This is a genomic window from Kitasatospora sp. NPDC048194, from assembly GCF_043202455.1.
GTDB lineage: Bacteria > Actinomycetota > Actinomycetes > Streptomycetales > Streptomycetaceae > Kitasatospora.
This window is the reverse complement of the sequence record NZ_JBIDAK010000001.1, coordinates 196,517-217,145: the sequence shown is the minus strand read 5'-3', so window position 1 is coordinate 217,145 and position 20,629 is coordinate 196,517. Positions and strand designations below refer to the sequence as shown.

Here is a 20,629-nt window from a genome sequence, read left to right as displayed (position 1 = left end):
ACGGCAGCCACCCGACGGCGCGCGCCGGCTACTCGACGAGCTGGGCGCCGTCCCGCTGGGCCGAGCAGCTGCGGCGGAAGGCGCAGCGGTCGCAGCCGCTGCCGGTCCGCGGGACGAAGCGCTCGGCGAGGACCTTGCCGGCGGCCTCGGCGAGCAGGTTCTCGATCCACGGCTCGCCCTCGGGCGGCTCCTGGCGCTGCACCTTGGGGGCGTCCTGGGCGGCCTTGGCGGCGGGTTCGCGCAGGTGGACGAGTTCGGCGCCGCCGGTGGACGGCGGGTGGGCGGTGAAGCCGGGCAGCTCGTTGAGGGCGCCGGCGCGCACGGCCAGCTGGTAGACGGCGAGCTGCTTGTGCTCGGGCAGGGACTTGTCGGTGGGGATCTGCTTGCCGGTCTTGAAGTCGACGACGTAGGCGCGCCCGGCGTGGTCCTTCTCGATCCGGTCCATGGAGCCGCGGATGCGCACCGAGACGCCGCCGACGTCGAGGGTGACGTCGAAGTCGTGCTCGGTGGCGACGACGTCGCGGCCGCGTTCCAGGACGTGCCAGTTGAGGAAGCGCTCCAGGGCGGCGCGGGCCTCGGTCTTCTCCTGCTGGGACTTCCAGGGGGCGTCGAAGGCGAGGGCGTCCCAGACGGTGTCCAGGCGTTCCATGAGGACGGCGAGGTCGGCGGGGGTGCGGCCGGAGCCGACCTCGTCGGCGAGGGCGTGCACGACGTTGCCGAAGCCCTGGGCGGCGGAGCCGGGGACGCGGGCCTTGACCTCCTTGTCCAGGAACCACTGCAACGAGCAGTTCTCCAGCTGTTCCAGGCCGCTGCCGGACAGCCGTACGGGCAGGTCGGCGCTGCGCAGCGGTTCGGGGGCCGCGGTGGCGTCGTCCAGGCCCCACCAGCGGTCGGGGTGGGCGGCGGGCACCAGCGGCAGGCCCTCCTCGTCGGTGGCGGCGGCGAGGACGGCGAGGCGTTCGGCGGCGGCGCGGCGCAGTTCCGGCGAGCGGGTGGGATCGACGGTGACGGCGCGCAGCTCGGCGACCAGGGCGGCGACCGTCAGCGGCCGGCGCGGGCGGTGGGTGACGTCCTCGACGGTGACCGGCGGGGTGCGGCGCACCACCTTGCCGGTGCGCGGGTCGACGTCCTCGCGGTAGAGCTCGCGCAGGAAGCGGGAGGGTTCGTCGCCGTCGTCGGCGGGGGCCTTGACGGCGGTGACGATCAGCCGTTCCTTGGCGCGGGTGGCGGCGACGTAGAAGAGGCGGCGCTCCTCGCCGAGGAGGGCGGCCGGGGAGAGCGGTTCGGCGAGGCCGTCGCGCCCGATCCGGTCGGCCTCCAGCAGTGAGCCGCGGCGGCGCAGGTCGGGCCAGAGGCCGTCCTGGACACCGGCGACGACGACCAGGCGCCACTCCAGGCCCTTGGAGCGGTGGGCGGTCATCAGCCGGACCGCCTCGGGGCGCACGGCGCGCACGGTGAGGGTGTCGGCGGCGATGTCCTGGGCTTCGAGTTCGGCGAGCAGGTCGAGGGCGCTGCGGTGGCCGGTGACCTGTTCCTCGGCGCGGGCGGCGGTCTCGAACAGGGCGCACAGCGCGTCCAGGTCGCGGTCGGCGTTGCGGCCCGCGGCGCCGCCGCGCAGGGCGGCGCGTTCCAGGCGTTCGCGCCAGCGGCGGCTGCCGTCCCACAGCTCCCACAGCGCGTCCTCGGCGGTGCAGCCGCCGGCGAGGAGTTCGCGGACCTTGCGGAGCAGGGTGCCGAGGTCGCGGGCGCGGCGGGCGACGGCCGGGTCGAGGGCGATCAGCCGCTCGGGTTCGGCGAGGGCTTCGCGGATCAGTTCGCCGGCCGGGCGCGGGGCGCCGGGGCGGCCTTCGGCGCGCAGGGCGGCGCGTTCCTCCTCGCGCAGGACCCGGCCCAGGCGTCGCAGGTCGGAGCCGTCGAGGCCGCCGAGCGGGCCGGTGAGCAGGGCGTGGGCCAGGTCGACGGTGAGCGGGTCGTCGCCCTCCGGCGCGGCGGTGTGCGCGTCGTCGCCCTCCGGCCCGGGCGCGTGCGGCTCCGCGCCGTCCGCGGAGTCCGTGGCGGCCGCGGAGTCCGCATCCTGGTCGCCCGCCGCGGCCGGGTCCGGGTCGCCGTGCGCGGCGCGGGCGGTGAGCCGGGTCGCCTGTTCGGCGCAGACCCGCAGGGCCAGCAGCAGGTGGGCGACGGCGGGCTCCTCGCGCAGCGGCAGGTCGTCGCCGTCGATCTCCAGCGGCACGCCGGCCGCGCCGAGCGCCCGCCGCACACCCGGTATCGAGCGGGCGCCGGCCCGGACCAGCACGGCCATCTCGCCCCAGGGCACGCCGTCCTCCAGGTGGGCGCGGCGCAGCAGGTCGGCGATCGAGTCGAGCTCGGCGCCGGGGGTCGGGTAGGTGTAGACCTCGACCCGGCCGCCCTCGCGGGAGGGCAGCAGGGCGCGGTGCTGGGCGAGTTTGTCGGCGGGCAGCCGGCCCATCGGCATCCGGCGGGCGATCTCGCGGGAGGCGGCGAGCAGGACGGCTCCGGAGCGGCGGGAGACGCGCAGCACCTTGACCTCGGCGGGGCTGCCGTCGGCCCGGCGGAAGGTCTCCGGGAAGTCGAGGATGCCGTTGATGTCGGCGCCGCGGAAGGCGTAGATCGACTGGTCGGGGTCGCCGACGGCGACGAGGTCGCGTCCGCCGCCGGCGAGCCGGCGCAGCAGTCGGACCTGGGAGGGGTCGGTGTCCTGGTACTCGTCGACGAAGACGACGTCGTAGCGCCGCCGGAGTTCCTCGCCGATGTCGGGGCGTTCGGCGAGCAGGACGGCGCGGTGGACGAGTTCGGCGTAGTCGAGGACGCCGCGCAGGTCGAGGACGTCGAGGTAGTCGGCGAGGAAGTGCGCGGCGGCGGCCCAGTCGGGGCGCTGGACGCCGCGGGCGAAGCGTTCGAGTTCGGCTTCGCCGAGGCCGAGCTCGCGGCTGCGGGCGAGGACGGCGCGGACCTCGTCGGCGAAGCCGCGGGTGGTCAGGCAGGCCCGCAGGTCCAGGGGCCACCGGATGCGGCTGCTGCCGAGCCTGGCGTCCTCGGCTCCGCCGGCGAGCAGTTCGCGGACCATCACGTCCTGCTCGGGGCCGGAGAGCAGCCGCAGCGGTTCGGCGTAGTCCTGGGGGTCCTGGTGGGCGCGCAGCAGGCCGTAGCAGAAGGAGTGGAAGGTGGTGGCCTGGGGGGCGGCGGCGCTGGTGCCGAGGCGGCCGGACATCCGGTCGCGCAGTTCCATCGCGGCCTTGCGGCTGAAGGTGAGGACGAGGATCCGCTCGGGGTCGGTGCCGTCCTGGATGCGGCGGGCGACCGCTTCGACCAGGGTGGTGGTCTTGCCCGTGCCCGGTCCGGCGAGGACGAGCAGCGGGCCGCCGGTGTGCTCGACCACGGCGCGCTGGTGGGCGTCCAGCGTCGGCGGGTCGGGCTGGACGAGCGGGCTGCGCACGAGCCGGTAGGGGGAGCTCACGGATGACGGTCCTGGGTGGTGCGGGGGCATGGCCGGGGCGGGCCCGGGGGGCCCGCCCGCATCGAGCCTACGATCCTGCCCCGTCAATCCCGTTCGCGCGGGGCTTTCGCCGATTCGGGCTGTCCGTCCCAGCGGGCCCGGGCGAGGTCGACGCGGGGCGGGTCGGCGAGGTCGCGCAGCGGGGTGCCCTCCTCGCCGTAGTGGGCGAGGGCGCGGTGTTCGTGCCCGGGCAGCAGGCGGCCGTCGGCGCGGACGACCCGCCACCAGGGCACCGAGCCGCCGTAGAGGGCCATCACCCGGCCGACCTGGCGGGGGCCGCCCTGGCCGAGGTACTCGGCGATGTCCCCGTAGGTCATCACTCGCCCGGGTGGAATCCGCTCGGTCAGGTCGAGCACCAGTTCGGCGAAGGGTGGCAGGTCGGCCGGGAGCCCGTCCTGTGTTGCGTCCGTCACCTGCGGCATCCTTCCTCCTAGGGGCGCGTGCGCGGCCCCGGGTGATCGACCCGCCGCGCCCGATCCGCCCCCTGTCCAGCACAGGGGCGCGGGGCATGCCACCATCTTCGGGGCGGTGAGTGGTGATACGAGGACAAGACCAGATGACCGGGACGGCTGACGTGGGCGTGGACAGGGACTCCGACGAGTCCGGATCCGCCGTGCCGCCGGCTCCCGGGCGCGAGTCCGAAGGCGGGCCCGGGCACGGGCCGACGCCGGAAGTCTCCCTGATCAAGGACCCGACGATCAAGACCCGCACGCCCGAGAAGACGCCCGAGCCGCCCGAGCCACCCGGACCGGCCGAGCCGCCCGCACCCACCGAGCCGCTGGAACCGCTCCAACCGGTCGAAGCGGTCGAAGCGGTCGACCGGCCCCCCGCCGCCGCCCCGCCGACCCCGCGGGCCGAGCACCACGACCCGCTGGACGACGCCCCGCACCTGGACGTCGACGAGCCGCTGCTCGCCGCCCGCGCGCACCGCCCGTCCGACCTGATCCGCTTCCTGGCCGGCGTCTTCGGGATAGTCGCCGTCTTCGTGCTGGCCGGCATCGCCACCTCGACCACCACCGGCATCGAGCAGGACATCGCCACCAACGCGCCGCACTTCTCCGCGGTGCTGTCCACCATCACCGGCCTGGTGTCCAGCGTCGCCGTGCTCGCCGTACCGCTGGCGTTCGCCGTCGAGCGGCTGATCAAGCGCGATGGCCTGCGGGTCGCCGACGGCGTGCTCGCCTCGGTGCTGGCGTACGGCGTCTCGCTGGGCATCGACTGGTGGGTGGCCGAGGGCGCCTCCGAGCACATCCGGGACGCCCTGACCCGGCTGCCGCTGGACAGCAACGGCACCCTCACCGACCCGGTGCACGGCTACCTCGCCCCGGTGATCGCCTACATGACCGCCGTCGGGATGTCGAGCAGACCCCGCTGGCGGGTGGCCCTGTGGGTGGTGGTGGTCTTCAGCGGGGTCACCGAGCTGCTCGGCGGCTACACCACCCCGCTGTCGCTGCTGCTCACCGTGCTGATCGGCTGGTCCGTCGCCTACGGCACCCTCTACGCGATCGGCTCCCCCAACATCCGGCCCACCGGCCAGCACCTGATGATCGGCCTGCGCAAGGTCGGCTTCACCCCGGCGGGCGCCGCCCGCGCCCCGGACGCCCCGGGCGGCACCCGCCGCTACTACGTCACCCAGCAGGACGGGCCGCCGCTGGACGTCCACATCATCGACCGCGAGCAGCAGGCCTCCGGCTTCTTCTACCGGGCCTGGCGCCGGCTGCGGCTGCGCTCGGTGGCGGTGCGCCGCAGCCCCCAGTCGCTGCGCCAGGCGCTGGAGCAGGAGGCCCTGATCGCGTACGCGGCGGCCGCCTCGGGCGCCTGCGCACCGCAGCTGGTCGCCACCTCCGAGCTGGGCCCGGACGCCGCGATCCTGGTGTACGAGAACGTCGAGGGCCGCACCCTGGACGAGCTCGCCGACGACGAGGTCACCGACCAGGTGATGGCCTCGCTGTGGCAGTCGGTGGCCGCCCTGCACGAGCGCCGGATCGCCCACCGCCGGCTCACCGGCGAATCGCTGCTGGTGGTGGACGAGAAGACCGGCTGCCTGGTCAACCTCTCCGGCGGCGACATCGCCGCGACCGACCTGACGCTGCGCATCGACGTCGCCCAGCTGCTCACCACCTTCGCGCTGCGGATCGGGCCCGAGCGGGCCGTCGCCACCGCCAACGCGGTGCTCGGCGCCGAACGCGTCGCCCAGGCGCTGCCGCTGCTCCAGCCGGTCGGGATGAGCCGCTCCACCCGGATCGACCTGGCCAAGCTCACCAAGGAGCGCAAGGCCGCCGCCCGCGCCAAGGCGCTGGAACAGGTCGCGGCCGGCGAGCGCACCCAGCAGCAGGCCGAGGAGGACATCGCGGCGGCCGGCGAGGACCTGCTCAGCCGCATCCGCGGCCAGATCCTGCAGATCGCCCCCGAGGCGCCGATGGAGCCGGCCAAGCTGGAGCGGCTGAAGCCGAAGAGCCTGATCATGGTGATCGCGCTCACCTTCGCCGCCTACCTGGCGCTGACCACCATCAAGCCCGCCCAGCTGAAGCTCTCCCAGATGAACTGGGCGTGGGCGGCGGCGGCCCTGCTCGCGGCGGCGTTCAGCTACGTCGCCGCCTCGATGAGCCTGACCGGTTTCGTGCCCGAGCGGCTGCCGTTCCGGCGCACCGTCGCGGCCCAGCTGGCCGGCTCCTTCGTCAAGCTGGTCGCCCCCGCGGCGATCGGCGGCATCGCGCTGAACACCCGCTACCTCCAGAAGGCCGGCATCCGCCCCGGCCAGGCGGTCGCCTCGGTCGGCGCGTCCCAGCTGGCGGGCCTGGCCGGGCACCTGCTGCTGCTGTTCAGCTTCGGCCTGATCACCGGTAGCCAGACCAACGGCGACCTCTCCGCCTCCCGCGCGGTGATCATCGGTGTGCTGACCGCCGCCGTGCTCGCCCTGGTGGTGGCCGCCGTCGCACCGCTGCGGCGCTTCGTCCTGGGCCGGCTGCGCTCCCTGTTCTTCGGCGTGGTGCCGCGGATGCTCGACCTGATGCAGACGCCCAGCAAGCTGCTCACCGGCTTCGGCGGCATCCTGCTGCTGACCCTCTCCTTCACCGCCTGCCTGGACTTCTCGGTGCAGGCCTTCGGCGGGGACGTCAGCTTCTCGGCCGTCGCGGTGGTCTTCCTCACCGCCAACGCGGCTGGCTCGGCGATCCCCACCCCGGGCGGCATCGGCCCGGTCGAGGTCGCACTGATCGGCGCCCTGACCGTCGCGGACGTGCCCCCGGCGGTCGCCACCCCGGCGGTCTTCCTCTACCGGGCGCTCACCTTCTGGCTGCCGGTGCTGCCGGGCTGGATCGCCTACAACGTGCTGCAGCGCCGGCAAGCGCTCTGACGGCCGCGGGGGGCGCCCGGGGGCGCACCCGGCGGGAGAACGCACGAGGGAGGGCCCGCCGCAATGGCGGGCCCTCCCTCGCGTCGGTGCCCCAGGGGCCCCGGAAGACCTAGTAGACCGGCTTGTGCGGCTCGACCTGGTTCACCCAGCCGAGCACCCCGCCGCCGAGGTGGACGGCGTTGGCGAAGCCCGCGGCCTTCACCACGGCCAGCACCTCGGCCGAGCGCACGCCCGACTTGCAGTGCAGCACGATCTTCCGGTCCTGCGGCAGCTTCTCCAGCGCGTCACCCATCAGGAACTCGTTCTTCGGGATCAGCACCGCGCCGGGGATGTTGACGATCTCGAACTCACCGGGCTCGCGGACGTCGACGAGGTAGATGTCCTCCTTGTCGTCCTGCCACTGCTTGAGCTGGTGCGAGGTGATCGTCGACCCGGCGGCGGCGGCCTGCGCCTCCTCCGACACGACGCCGCAGAAGGCCTCGTAGTCGATCAGCTCGGTGACCGTCGGGTTCTCACCGCAGACGGCGCAGTTCGGGTCCTTGCGGACCTTCACCTGGCGGTAGTTCATCTCCAGGGCGTCGTAGATCATCAGCCGGCCGACCAGCGGGTCCCCGATGCCGGCCAGCAGCTTGATCGCCTCGTTGACCTGGATCGAGCCGATCGACGCGCACAGCACGCCCAGCACGCCGCCCTCGGCGCAGGACGGGACCATGCCCGGCGGCGGGGCCTCCGGGTACAGGCAGCGGTAGCAGGGGCCGTGCTCGGCCCAGAACACGCTGGCCTGGCCGTCGAAGCGGTAGATCGAGCCCCACACGTACGGCTTCCCCAACAGCACCGCGGCGTCGTTCACCAGGTAGCGGGTGGCGAAGTTGTCGGTGCCGTCCACGATCAGGTCGTAGCCGGAGAAGATCTCCATCACGTTGGAGTTGTCGAGGCGCTCCTCGTGGAGGACCACGTCGACGTAGGGGTTGATCTCCTTGACGGAGTCCCGCGCCGACTCGGCCTTGGAGCGGCCGATGTCCGCCTGCCCGTGGATGATCTGGCGCTGCAGGTTCGACTCGTCGACCACGTCGAACTCGACGATCCCGAGCGTGCCGACACCGGCGGCGGCCAGGTACATCAGCGCGGGCGAGCCCAGGCCGCCGGCGCCGACGCACAGCACCTTGGCGTTCTTCAGCCGCTTCTGCCCGGCCATCCCGACGTCGGGGATGATCAGGTGGCGGGAGTACCTGCGGACCTCGTCAACGGTGAGCTCGTCGGCCGGTTCGACCAGGGGTGGCAACGACACGGGGACTCCGATGGGTGTCTTGTTCAGGTGGCCCGGGGCCGCCTCGGACGGGTTGCTGCTCCGCCACGCGGGTGGCTCTCTACGCCAACAGTGTCATGCCCCGCCGCTATTCCGAGACAGCCCGTCCGATGGGCGAGACGGGCGGCGCCGGATCGTGGAACCGGCCGGAGCGGCCGCCCGGGGGCGCCCCCGGCCCGTGATTCCGGGCCAGGGCCGCTCCCGGACCGGGCCCGGGCGGCCCCGTCGGCGGCCTCACACCCGGCAGGCCGTCTCCAGCCAGACGTCCCCCAGCGACTCCTCCAGCGGCACCTGTGTCCGCCAGCCGAGACGGTCCCGGGCGGTGCGCACGTCCGCCTGCCGCCACGGCACCGGCTCGCCCGGGGCCGGCCGGCCCTCCGGCCGCTGGCCCTCCGGACGGTGCCCCGGCAGGTACGCCCCCGACGCGTGGTGCTGGCCGGGCAGGTGGTCGCCGCCCGGCCCGCCGACCTGCGCGGGCAGCAGGACCTGCCGGTTCTCCTCGACGATCGCCCCCTCGAACCCCGAGGCCCGCACCAGCAGCTGGGCCGCGTCCCGGGCCCGCACGGCGTGCCCGCTGCCCACGTTGATCACCCCGGTGGCGGCCGAGACCGCCGCCGCCTGGATCGCCCGCGCGACGTCCCGCACGTCCACGAAATCCCGGTATCCGGACAGGTCCGGCATCCGCACCTGGTTCTCGTCCCGCTCCAGCGCCCGCCGCAGGCCCTCGGCGAGCCGCCCGAACAGCGAGGCGGTCGGCGCCCCCGGGCCCACCACGTCGAACACCCGCAGCACCGCCGCGTCCAGCCCGGAGGCCAGCACCAGCTCCGTCCCGGCCAGCTTGGACACCCCGTACGGGCCGACCGGCCGGGGCTCGGCCTGCTCGGAGACCGGCACCCCGCCGGGCACCGGCCCGTACTCGGCGGCCGAGCCGACGTGCACCAGCCGGGCCGGCTCCCGACTGCGCCGGATCGCCTCGCAGACGGTCGCGACGGCCAGCGTGTTCGACCGGATCAGCGTGCGGGAGCTGCCGTAGGTGGCACCCGCGCAGTTGATCACCACCTGCGGCGCGACCGCGTCCAGGAAACGGGCCAGCGCGCCCGGGCTCCCGGTGGTGAGGTCGAAGCGGATGTCGGCCGAGTCGCGCCGGCCGAGCACCGTCACCTGCAACTCCTGGTCCATGAGCAGACGATCGGTGACCCGGCGGCCGATGAAGCCGTCGGCGCCCAGCAGCAGCACCCTCATCGGGGGTGTCCTTCCACGAAGCGAGGTCGGGGACGACCTGGCGGACTGAGAACTACGAACGAACAGCGTTGTGAGCGTCGGGCGGGCGGGACGTCGGCACGGCGGACGTCGGCGCCCGGTCAGCGGGTCATCGGGACGCCGGGGCCGAGGGCGGCCCGGGGCGGCCGGGCCGACCGGGGCCGGTCCGGCACAGGGCGGCACGGGCAGGGCGCACGGGCGGGGCGGGTACGGGCGGGGCGGCACGGTGTCAGCGGTGCGCGCCGGCCCGGCCGAGCCGCGCCCAGGCGTACCCCAGCAGCACCACCGCGACCGCCCCGCCGCCCAGCAGCACCGCCGACGTCCCGGAGCGCCCCAGGGCCGGCGGCACCGCCGACGCGGCCGCCCCGGCCAGCGCGCCCAGCGCGGCGGCCCGCGCCCGGCCGCAGCGGGCCAGCAGTGCGGGCAGCACCAGCAGCAGTCCCAGCACGCCCTGCGCCGCCCACTGCCCGGCACCGGCCCGCTCCACCGCCTGGTGCAGCAGCCCGCCGCCGGGCCCGGGGCGCGGCGCCACCGCCGCGAGCACCGCCAGCGCGGCGTACGTCAGCACCGCGAGCACCGCCAGGTGCAGCGCGACCGCGACCGGCAGCACCGGCCGCATCCGGGCCCGGAACTCGGCCAGCGTGCGCGCCGCCCCGAGGTGCCCCCGGCCGACCTGCCGGTACCAGCGGGCCGCCCGCTCGGCCGAGCCCGTCGACACGGCGGCGGCCAGCACCAGCGCCGCCGCCGGCGCCCGGTCCCCACCCGGTACGGCCACCGGGAGCAGCAGCAGCGCGGCCAGGCCGAGGCCGTGACCGAGCACGGCGGGGCGGAAGCGGAAGGCGGGCCCCGGCCGGAGGTCCGGCCGCAGCCGGGCGTGCGGGGGCCGGGCCGGGGCCGGGCCCAGGGCGTCCGCGGGGGCGGCCGGGGCGGTCGGCGGCGGCCCCGGGTCCTCCGGGGCCGGGGCGGTGAGCGCGGGCAGCAGCACCAGCGGGACGGCGGCGGCCAGCAGCACCGGCCAGTGCGGGCCGAGCGCCGCCACCGCGACGCAGGGCGGGGTGGCGAGCGCGACGGCGGCCAGCGCCGCCTTGGTGGCGGCCCGGCACGGCCGGGGCCCGGCCGGCTCCGCTGCGGCCGGCGGGCGGCGGGGCACCCGGGCGTACAGCTCCTCGGCCAGCGAGAACAGGTCGGCGTGCCGGCAGCGTGCCGCGGTGTCCGGGCCGAGTCCGGCCTCCTCCAGTCCGGCGGCGATCTCCAGCGGGTCGACGGCGCGTTCGCACAGCTCGCGGTGGTCGGCCATCAGCTCGCGCACCGGGTCGACGCTGGGGCGCGCCGCTGTGCCGGACATCAGACGGCCTCCGCGAGCTCTTCGGCGTGCTCCTGACCGCCGGTGCCGTCGTCCGCGCCGCGGGGAGCGTGCCCGCGGCCGCCGTCGTGTCCGCCGCCGTCGTGCCCGCGGCCGCCCGCGTGGCCGCGGCCGCCGTCGTTCCCTGGGCCAGGAGCGTTCCCGCCGCCGGGAGCGTTCCCGCCGCCGGGAGCGTTCCCGCCGTCGGGAGCGTTGCGCCCCCCGCCGGGGCCGTCGCCGGGGCCCGTGCGCGGGCCGTCGCTGAGCCAGTACTCGGCGGGGCGGGAGAAGGGCCGGGGTGTCCGGCCGTCCGCGCCGCCGTCCCCGCCGTCGGGGAAGGCCGGGTACTGCGAGACCAGTTCCAGGTAGATCTCCCGGAACGCACCGATCACCGGTTCCACGGCGAAGCGTTCCTGCGCCCGCAGTCGCCCGGCCAGCCCGAGCCGGGCGCGCCGCTCCTCGTCGCCCAGCAGGGCCAGGCAGGCGCCGGCCAGGGCGCGCGGGTCGCGGGCGGGCACCAGCAGCCCGGTGGGGCCGACCACCTCGCGGGCGATCCCGACGTCGGTGGACACCACGGCCCGCCCGCTCAGCATGGCGTCCACGAGCAGGCGGGGGCTGCGCCGGGAGAGCGCGGAGAAGACGGCCACGGTGCCCTCCTCCCAGACCTTCGCGAGCGACTCGGGCCGGCCGGCGAAGTGCACCGCTCCGGTGATGCCCAGGCGCTCGGCGACCGCGGCGCAGTGCGCCCGGTAGCCGGGGGCCGTCTCCTCGCCGTGGACGGCCAGCCGGGCCCCGGGCAGTTCGGCGTGGACCCGGGCGAAGGCGTGCAGCATGAGCTCGGGGTCGTGCCCCGGCTCCAGCGGGCCCGCCCAGACCAGGGTCGGCCGCTCGGGCTCGGGCCCGGCCGCCGGGCGGTCCACGTCCGGGGTGCCCTCGGGGACGACCCGGGTGCGGGCCGGATCGGCCCCGCAGCGGCGCTGCCACTGCTGGTCGTGGGCGCTGCCGGGGGTGAGGACGGCGGCCTGCCGGTAGGTCTCCTCGGTGAGGGCGCGGAGGAAGGCCAGCAGCAGCGCCCGGACCGGCCGGGCGTGCGGCGCCTCCCGGTGGCCGAGGTACTGCTCGCGCAGGTACGGGCCGTGCTCGGTGACGACGAACGGCACCCCGTGCAGCTGCCGGGCCACCAGGGCGGGCAGCGCGGTGGGGCCGCCGCCGACCACGTGGCACAGGTCGGCGGCGCCCAGGCCGCCGGGTCCGGTCCCGTACCAGGGCGCGGACAGCGGGCGCAGGCACTGCTCCAGCAGGTCGGCGGCGGCCAGCACGTCGCGGACCAGCGGCGGCCCCGCGGGGGCGGCGGCGCCGGGGAGCCGCCAGGTCCGCTCCAGGATCCGCCGGGCGGCCCCGGAGGCGAGGAAGCCGGGGAGGGCGCCGTCCTCCCGGGCGAGGGCGGCCAGCCGGTACAGCCCGGGGCCGAAGGCGGCCCGTTGCCCGGGCAGCACCAGGGCGCGCAGCAGTTCCTCGTACGCCGCGGCGTACCGGCGTCCGCGCCGGGCGCCCGGGCCCCGGCCGCGCGGGGGGCGCCCCCACAGCGGCAGGTCGCGCGCCCCGTGCCAGGCGGGCGAGAGCCGTTCGGCGTGGCCGAGGCCTTCGGGGCCGGTCAGCAGGTACAGCTCGAACTCGTGCTCCGGCAGGCCCTCGGCCAGCCGGTCGCACCAGGCTCCGGCGCCACGTCTCGGATGCGGACGGGCACCCTCGGTGAGCAGGGCGACGCGCACGGAAGACCTCCTTCTGCCTCGGAGTGGGGCGCTGCCGGTGGCCCCGGTCAGGGCCGGCTGTCCCTCGCACCCCTGGGACGCCCCTCGGGAAGGGGCCTCGGGAGCCGCGGGGCCGTGCGCCGGGACGCTTGCCCGGGCCGCCCGCCGCGTGCTCCGGCGTCGGCGGCCCTCCCCCACACCTGTTCGGTCCGGCAGCAGAAAGGTAGGACCGGCCCGGGGCGATCCATCGGTCACATGCCTGGCTGCCACCTGAACGAGTGAACCGCCGTGACCTCGCCGCGAAGCGGGCCGTTAGCGGGCGCCGTCAGGGGGCGCAGGGGGCGCGGCGCGAGCGGTACGGGCGCAGACCGCCCGGCACCGGCGCGGTGCGGGCCCGCCCGCCGCTCCTGGTCTTCGCGCGCCCGCCGCGGGGCGTCAGCGCCCGGCGTGCGCGATCAGCTCGCGGACGGCCCGGGCGACCGCGTCCGGGTGCTCGAGCATCGCCACGTGGCCGGACTCGGGCAGCACCAGCAGCCGGGCGTCCGCGAAGGCCGCGCAGGCCCGCCGGGCCGAGCGGTAGCCGACCAGCTTGTCGCGCAGCCCGTACACCAGCAGCACCGGCGCCTCGACCTGCTCGGCCTGCCGCCACAGTGCCTGGTCGCCGCGCTCGGTGTACGCCGAGACGATGCCGCGGGCCGAGCCGATCAGGGCCGCCATCGCGTGCGGCACCTCCAGGCGGCGCCGGTACTCGGCCACCGCCTCGGCCCGGGTGGCCGGGCTGAGCGCGGCCGGGTCGCCGTAGACCAGCCGCAGCAGGTCCTCGGTGGCGGCCTCGACGCCGCGCCGGCCTGCCGGCATCCGGCGGAGCAGGGCTGGCACGCCGGGCAGGGCGAGCAGGCCGGTGGACCAGGCGGATCGCTGCGGGGGTAGTTCGGGCAGGGCGGGCGAGACCAGGGTGAGGCTGCGGACCAGGTCGGGGCGCAGGGCGGCGAGGCGCACGGCGACGGCGCCGCCGAGCGAGTTGCCGAAGAGGTGGACCGGACCCCGCCCGGCGGCCTCCAGGTAGCCGATGACGGCGCGCACGTGGCCGGAGACGCTGAGGTTGCCGTCGGCGGGCGGCGTGGAGCGGCCGAAGCCGGGCAGGTCGACGGCCTCGCCGTCCACGAGGCCGGAGAGCCGGTCCATCAGGACCGTCCAGTTGGCGGCCGAGCCGCCCAGGCCGTGCACGAAGAGTCCGGGCTCCCGCCCGTCCGGTGCCGCCTGCACGGCGGGGCGGTGCACCGCGAGCACCGCGCCGGGGACCTCGACCGTACGTACCTGCTGCTCAGCGCTGCTCATGGTGGACGATGGTAGTGAGGCCCGGGGCCGGGGGCGGTGGGGGCGGTCCGGCCGTTCCATCCCTCGTCGCACCACTGCCGAGGCCGAGGTCAGCGCCGTATTGTGGGCTCCTGACAAGCGGGCCGAGCAGCTTTTCTCGCCATCGCCGAACGCGGGCGCGGTTACCGAAAAGTAGAATCGGCCCTCTCGCCAGCCCCCGAACAACCCCGAAGTGAGGAGCGCCGTGACGGCCATCCAGGAGGCGCAGGAGCGCCCGCGCGGTGCCCGCCTGCCGCGAAGCGCCCGCCGTGAACAACTGCTCGGTGCCGCCCAGGAGGTGTTCGTCGCGCAGGGGTACCACGCGGCCGCCATGGACGACATCGCCGACCGCGCCGGGGTCAGCAAGCCGGTGCTCTACCAGCACTTCCCCGGGAAGCTGGAGCTGTACCTGGCGCTGTTGGACAAGCACTGCGACGCCCTGGTCGAGTCCACCCGCGAGGCGCTGGGGACGACCACGGACAACAAGCTGCGGGTGGCCGCGACGATGGAGGCGTACTTCAACTACGTCTCCAGCGAGTCGGGCGCGTTCCGGCTGGTGTTCGAGTCGGACCTGACCAACGAGCCGGCCGTGCGCGAGCGGGTCGAGCGGGCCTCCGAGGCCAGCGCGACGCTGGTCAGCCAGGTGATCCAGGAGGACACCGACCTCCCGGAGGCGGAGTCCAAGCTGCTGGCCGCCGGGGTCTGCGGGCTGGCCCAGATCACCGCCCGGTACTGGCTCTCGCAGGGGCTGGAGATCCCGCGCGACGAGGCGGTGCGGCTGGTCGCGAGCCTCGCCTGGCGGGGGCTGAAGGGCTTCCCGATGCACCCGGGCGAGCAGGCCGGGGAGGCCTCCGCGCAGCGGTGACGATCCGCTGACCTTCGCCTGGCCGGTGATCGGGTGCTCTATGGTGAAGCCGTACGGCGCGGTCCGTGAACGCCTGTTCCAGGCGGTCCGGTGCCCGCGCGAGGAGGCTGCAACCCCGGAGGGACGGAAGCCGTGGAGGTCAAGATCGGCGTGCAGAACGCGCCGCGCGAGATCGTGATCGAGAGCTCGCAGACTGCCGATGAGGTCGAGAGCGCGGTCGCGAAGGCGCTGGAGGGCTCCACCAAGCTCTTCTCGCTGACCGACGAGCACGGCCGCCGCGTCATCGTCCCGGCCGAGCGCCTGGCGTACGTGGAGATCGGCGAGCAGACCGTCCGCAAGGTCGGCTTCGGCACCCTCTGAGGCGCCGACGAGCAGGCCGGCCGAGCAGGTCGCCGCGGTGCCCCGCTCCCTTCGGGGAGCGGGGCACCGTCGCGTGTACGGCCGGGTGGGCCGGGGTACGGCGACAGGTGCGGCGCCGGTGCCGTGCACCCGTCCCAGGGGAGGCTGCCTTGCTGGTCGAGTCGATCGTCTTCGCCCTCGTCGGCCTGGTCACGGCCGCGGCCGCGCTGCTGGCGCTGCCCCAGTACTTCCAGGCGTCGCGTCCACTCGTCACCGGCACGGCGCTGGCGGCGGCACTGCTCGGCGGGGTGCTCGCGCACTTCTGCCTGGACGGGCGCCACCCGGTGGTCGCGGTGGCCTTCTCGGCCCTGGCGGCGGGCGTGGTCACCTCGCTGCTGGCCCGGCCGGACCTCGCCGCGGGGCGGGCACCGGCGCACCGGCACCGCCCGCACCGGGCCCGGGCCCACCGCGCGCCGCGGCGGCACCGGCCGGCCTGACGGCGGTCAGGAGGCGAGGCCGAGCGCGGCCATCCGCCGGGTGTGGGCCTCGGTGATCCGGTTGAACATCTTGCCGACCTCGACCAGGTCGAAGCCCTGCACCCGGACGCCGCCGACCAGCAGGTTGGACAGCGCGTCGCGCTCGGCGACGACCCGCTGGGCCTGGCTGAGCGCCTCGCCCATCAGCCGCCGGCCCCAGAGCGCGAGCCGCCCGCCGGCCCGCGGGTCGGCCTCGATGGCCCGGCGGACCTTGTCGACGGCGAACTGGGCGTGGCCGGTGTCGGACATGACCCCGAGGACCAGCTCGCGGGTGTCGTCGTCCAGGCGGACGGCGACCTCGCGGTAGAAGTCGGTGGCGATGGCGTCACCCACGTAGGCCTTGACCAGGCCCTCCAGCCAGTCCGAGGGGGCGGTCATCCGGTGGAACAGCTCCAGCGGCTCGACGAAGGGGCGCATGGCCTCCTGCGGGTCGGCGCCCACCTCGGCGAGCCGGTCGTGCAGCCGCTGGTAGTGCTGGAACTCGGCGGAGGCCATCCGGGCCAGGGCCGCCTTGTCGGCGAGGTCCGGCGCCAGCTTGGCGTCCTCGGCGAGCCGCTCGAAGGCGCTCAGCTCGCCGTACGCGAGCGCGCCGAGCAGGTCCAGCACCGCCGCCCGGTAGCCCGGGTCGGCCGAGCACGTCGCCCAGTCGCCGATCGAGCCGGCCTCGCCGGCCGCGCCGTCCTGCGTCTCACCATGGGTCTCCATGACCCGCCACCTTAGTGCGGGCGGGGCGCCCGCCCCACCACCCGCCGCACCCGGGTGACCGCCCGGAGTCCCCGGTCAGGGGCCCGCGGTGCGGGCGATGTCAGACGCGTCACGTGTTCGAGTCGTCGCCTGACTGTATGGTGGTACGGAGCCCCGTCGTGCTCGCTCGGTCCCACCGCCGTCTCGGTGGCCCGCGCGAGTCCGCTCCGTAGCGGCGCCGTCCCCTCGGACGTGTCCGCACCGGAGGCACGGGTACTCACGTACGCGGATGCCCGGTCGGAGAGCCGATCGGCTCCGACCATGGCTTGGACTTCAAGCTTTGGCACCGCATCAGTGGCCGAGCGAGGGCCGCCGAGACCACGCCCGCAGGCGGAGGTCCCGCGCAGGTCCCTCACGGGAACCCTCCCCGACGCCGCCGGCGACGCGCCCCGCACCGGGCCGCGCGCACCGGCCGGCCGCAGGGACCGGCGCGGTTGTGCGTCCGCGCAGCTGTCATCAGGGCCGCCAAAGGCCCGTACGCAGCCGCGCGGCTGCCCGCCCGCCGCTCGCTCTCGGCCCCTCCGAAAACGGAAGAGGCAGCACCCTGTCCACCACCGCTGAACCCACCAAGACGACGTTCCGGGACCTGGGGATCCTCCCGGAGACCGCCGAGGCGCTCGAGTCCGTCGGCATCGTCCATCCCTTCCCGATCCAGGAGATGACCCTCCCCGTGGCCCTGACCGGCCACGACGTCATCGGCCAGGCCAAGACCGGCACCGGCAAGACCCTCGGCTTCGGCCTCCCGCTGATCGAGCGGGTCGTCGTGCGCGCCGACGTGGACGCCGGCCGGGCCGCCGAGGAGGACCTCACCGACTTCCCGCAGGCGCTGATCGTCGTCCCGACGCGTGAGCTCTGCACCCAGGTCACCAACGACCTGCAGACCGCCGGCAAGGTCCGCAACGTGCGCGTCCTGGCCGTCTACGGCGGCCGCGCGTACGAGCCGCAGGTCGAGGCGCTCGCCAAGGGCGTCGACATCGTGGTCGGCACCCCCGGCCGTCTGCTGGACCTCGCCGGGCAGAAGAAGCTGAACCTGTCCCAGGTCCGCGCGCTGGTGCTGGACGAGGCCGACGAGATGCTCGACCTGGGCTTCCTGCCGGACGTCGAGAAGATCATCACCATGCTGCCGGCCAAGCGGCAGACCTTGCTGTTCTCGGCCACCATGCCGGGCCAGGTGATCAACCTCGCCCGCCGGTACATGAGCCAGCCGACCCACATCCGGGCCGCCGCCCCGGACGACACCGGCACGACCGTCGCCAACATCGAGCAGCACATCTTCCGTGCGCACTCGCTGGACAAGGTCGAGATGGTCTCGCGCATCCTCCAGGCCGACGGCCGCGGGCTGGCGATGATCTTCTGCCGCACCAAGCGCACCGCCGCCGACGTCTCCGACCAGCTGACCCAGCGCGGCTTCGCGGCCGGCGCCGTCCACGGCGACCTCGGCCAGGGCGCCCGCGAGCAGGCGCTGCGCGCCTTCCGCAACGGCAAGGTCGACGTACTGGTCTGCACCGACGTCGCGGCCCGCGGCATCGACGTCGAGGGCGTCACCCACGTCATCAACTACCAGTGCCCCGAGGACGAGAAGACCTACCTGCACCGGATCGGCCGCACCGGCCGCGCCGGCGCCTCCGGGACGGCCGTCACCCTGGTCGACTGGGACGACATCCCGCGCTGGCAGCTGATCAACAAGGCGCTGGACCTGCCGTTCAACGAGCCGGAGGAGACCTACTCCACCTCGCCGCACCTGTACGAGCTGCTGAAGATCGCGCCGGGCACCAAGGGCGTGCTGCCGCGGTCGGAGCGCACCCGGGCCGGGCTCGGCGCGGAGGAGATCGAGGACCTCGGCGAGACCGGCGGACGGGGCGCCCGCTCCGGCCGCGGCCGCGGTGGGCGGGCCGACTCGGGCCGCCCGGCCGTCGAGACCCCGGCGGAGGAGAAGCCGCGCCGCACCCGTGAGCGCCGCCGCACCCGCCGCGGCTCCGCGGTCGGTGCCGAGGGCGAGGGTGCCCCGGTGACCGAGGGCGCCGCGTCCGCCACGGCCGTGGAGTCCGCCGAGGGCGAGGCCGCGCCGCGCCGCCGTCGCCGCCGTTCCCGTGGTGGCGCCGCCGTCGCCGAGGCCGCCGTGGCGGCGACCGAGGCCGTGACCGAGGCCGCCCCGGCTGCGGCGGCCGTCGAGGCCGCCCCGGTCGTCGAGGCCGTGGCCGCGCCGGTCGCCGAGGAGAAGCCGCGCCGCACCCGGACCCGCAGGCCCAAGGCCGTGGCGGAGACCGTCGAGGCCGCTGAGGCCGCGGTGGAGACCGCCGAGGCCCCGGCCGAGAAGCCGGCGACCCGCACCCGGACCCGCAAGCCGAAGGCCGCCGAGACCGTGGAAGCCGCCGCCGAGGCTGCCGCCGAGGCTCCGGTGGCGGAGAAGCCCGCGACCCGGACCCGCACCCGCAAGCCCAAGGCTGCCGAGACCGTCGAGGCCGCCGCCGAGGCCGCCGTCGAGGCTCCGGTGGCGGAGAAGCCCGCGACCCGCACCCGGACCCGCAAGCCCAAGGCCGTGGCGGAGACCGCCCCGGAGGCCCCGGCCGCCGAGGCTCCGGCCGCCGAGGTCCCGGCTCCGCGCAAGCGGACCCGCACCCGCAAGGCCGCGGTCACCCCGGAGGCCTGACCGGCACCACCCCCGAGGGGGCGGCCGGGCCCGTCGCGGCCCGCCCGCCCCCTCGGGCGTTCCCGGCCCGACCGCGGCCGCCGGCCCGGATCGGCCACGCCGCCCTGACCAGCAGGGCTGGGGTCCGCGTACGCCGTAAGCTCGGGGCGTCGCCCTGTCGTGGAAGGGAAGCGTTCCATGAGCACTCCGCCGTTCCTCACCCTGCCGGCCTGCGCGCGGGCCGCGCGGGTCGCGACGCCCCGGGGGGAGTTCGCAGTGCTGCGGGCGGAGCCCGCCGGGGCGGTGCGCGGGTCGGCCTTGCTGGTGCCGGGCTTCACCGGCAGCAAGGAGGACTTCATCGGCCTGCTGGAGCCGCTCGCCGCCGCCGGGTACCGGGTGACGGCCGTGGACCAGCGCGGGCAGTACGAGACCGGCGGACCGGACGAGGCGGCCGCGTACGAGGTGGCCGCGCTGGGCGCGGACGTGCGGGCGCTGACCGGGGTGCTCACGGCCGAGGACGGGCCGCTGCACCTGCTGGGGCACTCCTTCGGGGGCCAGGTGGTGCGGGAGGCGGTGCTCGCGGCCGCCGCGGACGGCCCGCTGCCCTGGCGTTCGCTGACCCTGGTCTCCACCGGCCCGGGCGCGATCGACCCGACCGAGGCGGCCCGCACCAAGCTGCTGCTGGACGCCCTTCCGGTCATGACCCTGGAGGAGATCTGGCAGGTCATGCGGCAGATGGACGAGAGCAGCGGGGAGCCGAGGGCCGCCCTGGCACCGGAGGTCGCGGAGTTCCTGCACCGCCGCTGGGTGGCCAATGTGCCGCAGGCGCTCGCCGTGACCGGCGGGCACCTGGTGTCGGCGCCGGACCGGGTGGACGAGCTGGCCGCGGTGGTCGCCGGGGTGCTGCCGGTACTGGTGCTGTCCGGCGTGCGGGACTACGCGTGGCCGGTGCCGGAGCAGTCCCGGATGGCGGAGCGGTTGGGCGCCCGCCGGGTCGTCGTCGCGGACGCGGGCCACTCCCCCAACGCGGAGCAGCCGGCCGCCACGGCCGAGGCGCTGGCCGCGTTCTGGGCCTGAGCCGCACCGGCCCCGCCCGCCCTGCCGGAGTGGTCTGAACCACTTTCGACATTTCGTCCGTCCTCGCACGGGACAAAAGTCGTTAGTTACGGTAATCTTTGATTCTGTCCGGGAATCATCGCCGGCCCTCTCACCGGAGCCACCAGGCGAAACCTGGACTTCACCGACGGGCAACGGCCCAGTAGCACCGCCACGACACCGTGGCTGCACGAGGCAATCGACGCACCGGGCAAGCAGGGGGAGCACTTGCCGCAGCAGGCCGCCGCACGCACCGCGCCACCACTCCGGCAGTTCCGCCGGATCCGCACGACCCCGAAAGGGCTGATACCCACTCAGCCGCGATCGCCCCGCCCGGCGGGGCCAGGAAAGGAGACGCCCATGACCAAGCCCATGCGCTTCGAGATCCTCCGACTGGACGACACCGACGGCTCCGCCGCCGACCGCCTGATCGCCGACGCCGAAACCGTCCGCGAGTACGTCGAGGCCGCCGCCCGCACCGGCGAACGCCTGCTCATCCGCCCGTGCCCGACCGTCTGACCGAGCGCGGCGCCTCCG

15 protein-coding genes are annotated in these 20,629 nt (G+C 75.7%); 7 read left to right on the top strand and 8 right to left on the bottom strand.

Features of this window, described 5'->3' with window-relative positions:
• Positions 1-28: 28 nt before the first annotated feature.
• Together ACGF07_RS01145 and ACGF07_RS01140 are read right to left on the bottom strand one after the other, a co-directional pair.
• Entirely contained in the window at positions 29-3,505 is a 3,477-nt protein-coding gene (locus ACGF07_RS01145; protein WP_392894369.1) for an ATP-dependent helicase, read from the bottom strand.
• 53 nt (positions 3,506-3,558) lie between these two features.
• Positions 3,559-3,936, bottom strand: a complete 378-nt coding sequence (locus ACGF07_RS01140; protein WP_350736687.1) for an MGMT family protein — start codon at positions 3,934-3,936, stop codon at positions 3,559-3,561.
• 134 nt (positions 3,937-4,070) lie between these two features.
• On the opposite strand from ACGF07_RS01140, the gene ACGF07_RS01135 reads away from it, so the two are divergent.
• Complete coding sequence (locus tag ACGF07_RS01135; protein ID WP_392894367.1) at positions 4,071-6,869, top strand: flippase-like domain-containing protein; 2,799 nt, start codon at positions 4,071-4,073, stop codon at positions 6,867-6,869.
• Positions 6,870-6,978: 109 nt separating this feature from the next.
• On the opposite strand, the gene moeZ is transcribed toward ACGF07_RS01135, so the two are convergent.
• The 5 genes from moeZ to ACGF07_RS01110 all read right to left on the bottom strand — a co-directional run bounded on the left by moeZ (position 6,979) and on the right by ACGF07_RS01110 (position 13,866).
• Positions 6,979-8,157, bottom strand: coding sequence for an adenylyltransferase/sulfurtransferase MoeZ (moeZ, locus tag ACGF07_RS01130; protein ID WP_350736682.1), 1,179 nt, complete (start codon positions 8,155-8,157; stop codon positions 6,979-6,981).
• 252 nt (positions 8,158-8,409) lie between these two features.
• On the bottom strand, positions 8,410-9,417 hold the full coding sequence (locus ACGF07_RS01125; RefSeq protein WP_350736679.1) for an NAD-dependent epimerase/dehydratase family protein: 1,008 nt from the start codon (positions 9,415-9,417) through the stop codon (positions 8,410-8,412).
• A gap of 247 nt (positions 9,418-9,664) precedes the next feature.
• Positions 9,665-10,780, bottom strand: coding sequence for a hypothetical protein (locus ACGF07_RS01120; RefSeq protein ID WP_392894364.1), 1,116 nt, complete (start codon positions 10,778-10,780; stop codon positions 9,665-9,667).
• Entirely contained in the window at positions 10,780-12,549 is a 1,770-nt protein-coding gene (locus tag ACGF07_RS01115) for a DUF3492 domain-containing protein (RefSeq protein ID WP_392894363.1), read from the bottom strand. The genes ACGF07_RS01120 and ACGF07_RS01115 overlap by 1 nt, the downstream gene beginning before the upstream one ends.
• A gap of 414 nt (positions 12,550-12,963) precedes the next feature.
• Complete coding sequence (locus ACGF07_RS01110; protein WP_392894362.1) at positions 12,964-13,866, bottom strand: alpha/beta fold hydrolase; 903 nt, start codon at positions 13,864-13,866, stop codon at positions 12,964-12,966.
• Between the two features lie 223 nt (positions 13,867-14,089).
• On the opposite strand from ACGF07_RS01110, the gene ACGF07_RS01105 reads away from it, so the two are divergent.
• The 3 genes from ACGF07_RS01105 (at position 14,090) to ACGF07_RS01095 (ending at position 15,585) form a co-directional block, all read left to right on the top strand.
• On the top strand, positions 14,090-14,749 hold the full coding sequence (locus ACGF07_RS01105) for a TetR/AcrR family transcriptional regulator (protein ID WP_350736667.1): 660 nt from the start codon (positions 14,090-14,092) through the stop codon (positions 14,747-14,749).
• Positions 14,750-14,881: 132 nt separating this feature from the next.
• Positions 14,882-15,109, top strand: a complete 228-nt coding sequence (locus ACGF07_RS01100) for a DUF3107 domain-containing protein (RefSeq protein ID WP_350736664.1) — start codon at positions 14,882-14,884, stop codon at positions 15,107-15,109.
• A 149-nt stretch (positions 15,110-15,258) separates the two neighbouring features.
• Positions 15,259-15,585 (top strand): hypothetical protein, encoded by a 327-nt coding sequence (locus tag ACGF07_RS01095; RefSeq protein ID WP_350736661.1) that lies wholly within the window; start codon positions 15,259-15,261, stop codon positions 15,583-15,585.
• Positions 15,586-15,591: 6 nt separating this feature from the next.
• Here ACGF07_RS01095 and ACGF07_RS01090 read toward each other — a convergent pair whose 3' ends face one another.
• The gene (locus ACGF07_RS01090; RefSeq protein WP_350736658.1) at positions 15,592-16,329 is read right to left on the bottom strand and encodes a ferritin-like fold-containing protein; all 738 of its coding nucleotides are present in this window, start codon (positions 16,327-16,329) and stop codon (positions 15,592-15,594) included.
• Positions 16,330-17,026: 697 nt separating this feature from the next.
• Between ACGF07_RS01090 and ACGF07_RS01085 the strand changes: the two genes are divergently transcribed.
• The 3 genes from ACGF07_RS01085 (at position 17,027) to ACGF07_RS01075 (ending at position 20,611) form a co-directional block, all read left to right on the top strand.
• Entirely contained in the window at positions 17,027-19,018 is a 1,992-nt protein-coding gene (locus ACGF07_RS01085; RefSeq protein WP_392894359.1) for a DEAD/DEAH box helicase, read from the top strand.
• Between the two features lie 177 nt (positions 19,019-19,195).
• Entirely contained in the window at positions 19,196-20,074 is an 879-nt protein-coding gene (locus ACGF07_RS01080; protein WP_392894357.1) for an alpha/beta fold hydrolase, read from the top strand.
• Positions 20,075-20,452: 378 nt separating this feature from the next.
• Complete coding sequence (locus tag ACGF07_RS01075) at positions 20,453-20,611, top strand: hypothetical protein (RefSeq protein ID WP_350736744.1); 159 nt, start codon at positions 20,453-20,455, stop codon at positions 20,609-20,611.
• Positions 20,612-20,629: the final 18 nt, after the last annotated feature.